Below are 6,697 nucleotides of genomic sequence, written 5' to 3'. Positions count from 1 at the left end.
GAGCAACTGGAGGTACAGGAGCAACAGGAGCAGCAGGAGCAACTGGAGGTACAGGAGCAACAGGAGCAGCAGGAGCGACTGGAGGTACAGGAGCAGCAGGAGCAACCGGAGCAGCAGGAGCAACTGGAGCAGCAGGAGCAACAGGAGCAACCGGAGCAGCAGGAGCAACTGGAGGTACAGGAGCAACTGGTGCAACAGGACCTACTGGGCCGACTGGAGCAACTGGAGGAACAGGAGCAACTGGAGCAACAGGAGCAACAGGACCGACTGGAGCAACTGGAGCAAGGGGAGCAACCGGAGCGACTGGAGCAGTTGGTGCAACCGGAGCGACACCAACCAACTTTACAAAAGTTCTTAATTTTGGTGGAAATAATGAAGGATTTCAACGTTTAGCAGGGTCGCCTGGAGCACTTTCCAATATGATACCTTATGTCGATGCTGCGAATGGAAGCGTAGTTGCTTTTTCAGGAGCAATAAATGTAAACAACTTACCTGCTGATACGTATCTATTCCAAGTATGTTTTGATGTTATTGATACTGCAGCAGCACCGTTAGCAGCTAACATCATATCTACAATTACTCTTACAACTACGGCTTCCCTTACTGGAACCATAGTTTTCTCAATTAGACCAACAGATGTAGGAGCGCAGCCCGTGCGTGTTTCCAATGGTGCTGCCTATACAGTCACACCAAATGCCACAGTAACATGGACCAGTAATATAGCTGRTAACCCTGTCATAAGAAATGATGCAATTTCAGTATTCCTAAATATGAACGTTACACAAAATGCCGTTTATTCTGTGTATATTTCATCTGCTGTTTAAATAGAGAAGGATCGTCTTAGGCGGTCTGGTTCGGGTCTTACTACTCAAGGTTAACAACGTAATAAAGGTTATCTGTGTAGATTACCTTGCGTTGTTGACCATGAGTAATTTTTATGGCGGAAACATGCGAAAATTACTCTCATCCCAATCTCATTTCCAAACCCCACAGTTAATCGAATAGTTGCCCAAAAGGGGCAGATTTGAGATAATGCTCATAGTGAAATTAGATGAATGGGAGTGACATCCGTGGACAAGCAGCAACAAACGAAACAAACTTTAGCCTTTATTGGTTCTTACGCCGATGCGAAGAATCCGGGGGTTTATACGGCACTATTTGATGCAGAAACAGGTAGCTTAGCGCTTACCCATAACGTAACGGGTCTCCAAAATCCAACCTTTCTAGCTGTCGATGCGGCAAATTGGCGATTATACGCACTTGGTGAAGGTGTTGGTGCGGAAGGTCAGAAATGTGGAGCAGCTAGTGCCTACATCATCCAGCCAGAAACGGGTGAATTAACGCTACTTAATCAGGAAAACACGCTGCCTGCGACAACATGCCACATCCAGCTAGACAACTTGAATCAAGTCGTAATGGTTACGAGCTATCATGGTGGCATGGTTGGCTTATCTCCAATAATAGCCAATGGCCAACTTGGGACTTCCGCGGACATTCAACAGCATCATGGTGCGAGCCTACTTCCCGTACAGGATCAGCCGCGAGCACATTCCGTTTTCGTTGATCGTGCGAATCGTTTCATAGGTGCATGTGATTTAGGTCTTGATAAAATTATCCTGTACAAACTCGATCTCGCCGCTAAGCGTCTCATTCCACATGGCGAAGTGTCCGTCACGCCTGGGTCGGGGCCGCGCCATTTTGCCTTTCACCCATCCTACAAGTGCGGGTATGTGATTAATGAGCTCGGTTCCACGATTACAGCATTCAGCTATGATGAGGAACACGGTAAACTAACAGAAATCCAAACGATTTCAACCTTACCAGCTTCCTACGATGGCGAAAATGGGTGCGCAGACATCCACGTCTCACCTGACGGACGCTACCTTTATGGTTCCAATCGTGGACACGATAGCATCGTAGTTTATACCATTGACAAGCAAACAGGAAAACTCTCATTCGTGGAACATGCACCAACCCTAGGGAAGCACCCACGAAATTTTGGGATTTCGCCTGATGGGCGTTTTGTTCTAGTCGCGAATAAAGATTCTGATAATATCGTTAGCTTTGCGCGCGATGAGACGACTGGAAAACTAGTCCCAACGGGCAGTGTACTTGAGATGTCTCAGCCTGTATGCATCAAGTTCCTTTCGGTACAATGACACCTTTTACAGAGAGAGTTCTCGAAATCATTCGATCCATTCCCGAAGGAAAAGTGATGACGTATGGCCAAATTGCGCGGCAAGCCGGAAGTCCAAGAGCAGCTCGGCAAGTTGTGCGAATTCTGCATGCTATGAGCAAAAAGTTCCGTCTTCCCTGGCACAGAGTCCTCAATGTTCGTGGAGAAATCGCGATCCAAGATGATGAGGGTGCGCAACTGCAGCGGTTTTTKCTAGAATCTGAAGGCGTCCATGTTTCGGAAGTTCAAACGGTTTCTCTAGCAGATTATCAACTTCAACTTGTTGAGGAATGAGTAGAGTTATTTGACCCATGGCAATTAAGGCTTAATCCAAGAATACTTATGTAAAATAATGTTAAAATTGTAGTGATGCACACGCCGTTTTCTTCATGGTTTCTGAGGAGATATTCCTTTCAGAGATCGTGATGAGAGCGGCTTTTTGTTTTTGTCAGCAAATGGAGGGGCATTACGCGAGTGATTACAACGATAAGCGAGGAAAATTCTGGATGCCCCCAGTAAGCGTTGAGTATGTACTAAGCGTAGTTAGGAGAGCCGCTTCTTCCCTTTTGGGGAGGGAGGGGCTCTTTTTCGCCCAAAAATCTGAAAACAGCGCGGAAAGAGTTACAAAGTTTCCAAGCCGAGAATAGACTACTGTAATACAAGGCCATACGGACAGGAGGCATGTTATGAGTGACAGAACCCTTTATCTATTCGATGGCATCAATAAGACCTCTGTAAAACTGATTGTTGAGCAAATTATCAAAATTAATCAATGGGATGACGACAAAGATAAGAAGGAAAAAGATTATAAACGCCTGCCGATCGACCTGATCATTAATAGTAACGGTGGCAGTGTATACGATGGCTTTGGTCTTATTAATGTAATTGAGAACAGTAAAACACCCGTTCACACGTATGTATACGGACTAGCGGCAAGTATGAGTTTGCTGATCGCAGTTAGCGGGCACAAAAGGCATGCAGGACGACTGAGTACTTTCATGTATCACTCTGTTTCCACACATATTGATGGTCATTTGGAGCATTTGAAGAATCGCGTGGATGAAACGCAGCGGCTGCAGAACATCTATGATGAATGTATTTTGTCCAAAACGAGTCTGCAAGCTGAGGAGCTGGCTCGTGTGAAGGAGCATCAACGGAACTGGTACATGAGTCCAGAAGAGGCGTTAGCCTATGGCATCATTGATACGATCGTTTAGGCAAAGTGGGAGAGAAGCCCAAGGGATTTCTTTTTTTAAATCTAGTATTTTGTATGTTTCACATAGCAAATTGGCTATATTTCTAGATAAACGCTCCCGTCCTAAATGGGCGGAGCAGCCGTTTATTGTGTTTGTTTTTTCTGGGCATTTGGTGTTTAATTGAGAGAAAGAGACATGGGGCGGCAACAACTGCTTCGAATGCAAAGGAGAACCCTACTGTGTACAAAATAGTATTTTTTGATATTGATGGCACGTTAATTAATGAGGACAAGCAGGTGCCAGAAAGCACCGTTAAGGCGATTCACGATCTGAAAAAGAGCGGGATCGAACCTGTTATTGCAACAGGACGAGCACCTTATTTCATTAAGCCACTGGCGGAGTTACTTGGCATTGATTCCTATGTGTGCTTGAATGGCGGATATGCCGTCTACAAAGGTGAGCCTCTTTACCACCGCGTAATCGCTAAGAGCGCGATTGAAGCTCTCGTTGAGCTAGCTGCTACGCATCAGCATTCGCTCGTATTCGAGGGCCAGCATGCATTTGCAACGGATGCGCAGGATCACCCATTTGTACATAGCTCTGTATCCTCGTTAAAAGTTGATTTGCCAAGTTATGATCCGCATTTCTGGAAATCGAACGATATTTATCAAATTTTCCTGCACTGTGAAGCCAAAGATGAACATTTGTACGAGGGACTGCTTTCAGAGTTTAAGCTCATTCGTTGGCACGAACATGCGATGGATGTGTTGCCTGCTGGTGGTTCCAAGGCCCAAGGTATAGCGGCGATGCTAGAGTTGGTCGGCTTGAAGCCGGAAGATGCGGTGGCTTTTGGTGACGGTTTGAATGATATGGAGATGCTTTCCTATGTTGGATTCGGTATTGCAATGGGCAATTCGCATAAGGATTTATTGCCATACGCTGATCATGTTACTACACATGTGGATGAAGAAGGCGTACGAAACGGTCTTATCACAGCAGGACTACTTTAAGATATGTTAAGACAGAACGCTAATAAATAGGGTGAATAGGATGAAAATTGCTTTTTTTGATTCAGGTCTAGGTGGAATCACAGTTCTGAACGAAGCCATGAAGCGAATGCCTCAGGAAGATTTTGTTTATTTTGCCGATACCGCGCATGTTCCCTATGGTATGAAATCGAAAGATGAGGTTCTAACCTTCGTCAAGCAATCCGTTGATACCATTATTCAAGAAGAAGTTAAGGCGCTTGTCATCGCCTGTAATACAGCAACAAGTATCGCGATCACAGAATTGCGGAGAATCCACCAGATCCCCATCATTGGGATGGAGCCAGCAGTGAAGCCAGCCGTAGAGATGAATCGTTCATCAGGCAAAAGAGTGCTCGTATTCGCCACAAAGCTTACTCTTCAGGAAGCGAAATACAGAGAACTCGTATCCCGCATCGATGATATGGGAATGGTAGATTCCGTACCGCTTCCGGAGTTGGTCCAATTTTGTGAAAATCTCTTGATGGATGGTCCGCAGATCGTGGATTATTTTAAGACCAAATTAGCTCCATTTGATCTAAGTGCGTTTGGAACGGTTGTACTCGGTTGTACACATTATCCTTTTTATCGTGAGGTTTTGAGTCAAATCCTACCGAACCACATTCAAATTGTAGATGGAAGTAAGKGGACTGTGAATCACTTAATGCAAGTGTTGCAGGACAGCGACCAACTGCAAGGTACGGGGAATGGACATGTGAAATGGATGTGTTCCAGTTTAGATGACGCCTACCTAGAGAAGATGGAAAAGGCGCTTGCCTTCCTTCAAACGGGTAAATAAAAAGAAGCAGTTCATAACTAGAATTTCTAGTTACGAACTGCTTTTCTTAATAGGAGCTATATGCGAATCTCTAGAAGCTCGTAGCTTATAATGCCCATGGGGGCATTCACACTAATGACATCGCCTACCGACTTATTCATGAGGGAGATGCCAAGCGGACTTTCATACGAAATTTTATTTTCGTTGACATTGGCTTCTTGCGAACCTACAATTTTGTACTCGATTTTTTCGGCGAATTCCACGTCATTTAATACAACAGTAGAACCGACTTGTACTTTGGAAGTACCAGTATTCTTCACGACTTTTGCTTTTTTGAGCATCCGTTCAATCGTAAGAACACGTGTTTCCATGAATGACTGGTCGTTCTTGGCAGAATGATATTCGCTATTTTCCTTGAGGTCACCGTAGGAGATAGCCAATTTGATACGTTCTGCTAATTCCTTACGCTTCACTGTTTTCAGATCTTCAAGTTCAAGCTCTAAACTGCGTAAACCCTCAGGGGTMAAAATGATTTCATCATTGGACAAAAGTAAAGCACCTCGTTTCATTCGATATTAGCTATACTACTAAAGTCTATGAGACAAGTAAAGCAATCGGCATAAGGTATTATTTGTGTTGATCTCAATTAGGACGATTTATGCTGCATGGATTTACGAATGGTAGACCCAAATATTTTAAGCATCGTTTGTCTCGGGAGGATCCTTGCAAGTAATGCAGTGAAAGTATTATTAGCTCCATCAAGGACGAAAGATGACCTCTTGCCAAGTGCTTTCATTGCCGTATCGACGACTTGTTCAGGAGTCCGCTTGCTCTTCGTTTCAACTTCCTTGGCGGTATCGAAGAACTTCGTATCTGTAGGACCTGGACACAAGGCTAGAAGCTGGATACCCTTGTGACGATATTCTTCCCATAAGGATTCGGTAAAAGAAAGGACGAAAGCTTTGGTTGCACTGTACACGGAACAATAGGGGAACKGGAAGAACGCTAATAAGGAGGCTACATTGATGATGGCGCCTTCGCCTTTTTGAACCATGGCAGGCAAATAGAGATGGGTTAACTCCATAACAGCGGTAATGTTTAATGTGATCTGCTGATGATATTTGTCCGCGGTATGAGCTAGAAACTCGCCGCTTAAACCAAAGCCAGCATTGTTGATGAGCATGCCGACATGCCGACCAAGCTGCTCCGTTTGCTTGAAAACTTCGGCCGCTGCATTYGCGCTTGTTAAGTCAATCTCGATCACGTCTACTTGAATCGCGTATTTACGGGACAACTCGTTAGCTAGCTCATCTAATTTGGCTTTGGACCGCGCAACTAGAATGAGCGGATGTCCTTTGGCAGCCAATTTACGTGCAAAAGCTTCACCTATTCCCGAGGATGCACCTGTAATTAAAGCAGTAGCTGGCATATGATATTTCCTCCCGCAATTTTATAATATACCCAAATAAAGGTGAGAATACCTTTTAATTGATAGACAACGAATTCTTCAGCTACTATACTA

8 protein-coding genes are annotated in these 6,697 nt (G+C 44.6%); 6 read left to right on the top strand and 2 right to left on the bottom strand.

Going from position 1 to position 6,697, the window contains the following annotated elements; genetic code table 11:
• The 6 genes from AB4114_RS22090 to murI all read left to right on the top strand — a co-directional run.
• On the top strand, window positions 1-824 hold an 824-nt coding region (locus AB4114_RS22090), incomplete at its 5' end, for a hypothetical protein (RefSeq protein ID WP_441990388.1).
• Window positions 825-1,070: 246 nt separating this feature from the next.
• Complete coding sequence (locus AB4114_RS22085) at window positions 1,071-2,159, top strand: lactonase family protein (RefSeq protein ID WP_441990387.1); 1,089 nt, start codon at window positions 1,071-1,073, stop codon at window positions 2,157-2,159.
• Window positions 2,156-2,470, top strand: coding sequence for an MGMT family protein (locus tag AB4114_RS22080; protein ID WP_441990390.1), 315 nt, complete (start codon window positions 2,156-2,158; stop codon window positions 2,468-2,470). The genes AB4114_RS22085 and AB4114_RS22080 overlap by 4 nt, the downstream gene beginning before the upstream one ends.
• 392 nt (window positions 2,471-2,862) lie before the next feature.
• Window positions 2,863-3,393 (top strand): ATP-dependent Clp protease proteolytic subunit, encoded by a 531-nt coding sequence (locus tag AB4114_RS22075; RefSeq protein WP_441990386.1) that lies wholly within the window; start codon window positions 2,863-2,865, stop codon window positions 3,391-3,393.
• A 218-nt stretch (window positions 3,394-3,611) separates the two neighbouring features.
• Window positions 3,612-4,382 (top strand): Cof-type HAD-IIB family hydrolase, encoded by a 771-nt coding sequence (locus AB4114_RS22070; RefSeq protein ID WP_441990385.1) that lies wholly within the window; start codon window positions 3,612-3,614, stop codon window positions 4,380-4,382.
• 40 nt (window positions 4,383-4,422) lie between these two features.
• On the top strand, window positions 4,423-5,196 hold the full coding sequence (gene murI, locus AB4114_RS22065) for a glutamate racemase (RefSeq protein ID WP_441990384.1): 774 nt from the start codon (window positions 4,423-4,425) through the stop codon (window positions 5,194-5,196).
• 56 nt (window positions 5,197-5,252) lie between these two features.
• Here the strand turns inward: murI and greA are convergent, their stop codons facing one another.
• Together greA and AB4114_RS22055 are read right to left on the bottom strand one after the other, a co-directional pair.
• Window positions 5,253-5,723 (bottom strand): transcription elongation factor GreA, encoded by a 471-nt coding sequence (gene greA, locus AB4114_RS22060; protein ID WP_441990383.1) that lies wholly within the window; start codon window positions 5,721-5,723, stop codon window positions 5,253-5,255.
• A gap of 98 nt (window positions 5,724-5,821) precedes the next feature.
• Entirely contained in the window at window positions 5,822-6,604 is a 783-nt protein-coding gene (locus AB4114_RS22055) for an SDR family NAD(P)-dependent oxidoreductase (RefSeq protein ID WP_441990382.1), read from the bottom strand.
• Window positions 6,605-6,697 lie beyond the last annotated feature (93 nt).

It is taken from the genome of Paenibacillus sp. 2RAB27 (genome assembly GCF_052115445.1).
Classification (GTDB): domain Bacteria; phylum Bacillota; class Bacilli; order Paenibacillales; family NBRC-103111; genus Paenibacillus_E.
Note: the sequence above shows the minus strand (reverse complement) of the source record. Positions and strands in the feature narration are given on the sequence as shown.

Excerpts from the sequence above, each read along its gene's own strand:
- AB4114_RS22075 (WP_441990386.1), top strand. The coding sequence starts at position 2,863 with ATGAGTGACAGAACCCTTTATCTATTCGATGGCATCAATAAGACCTCT.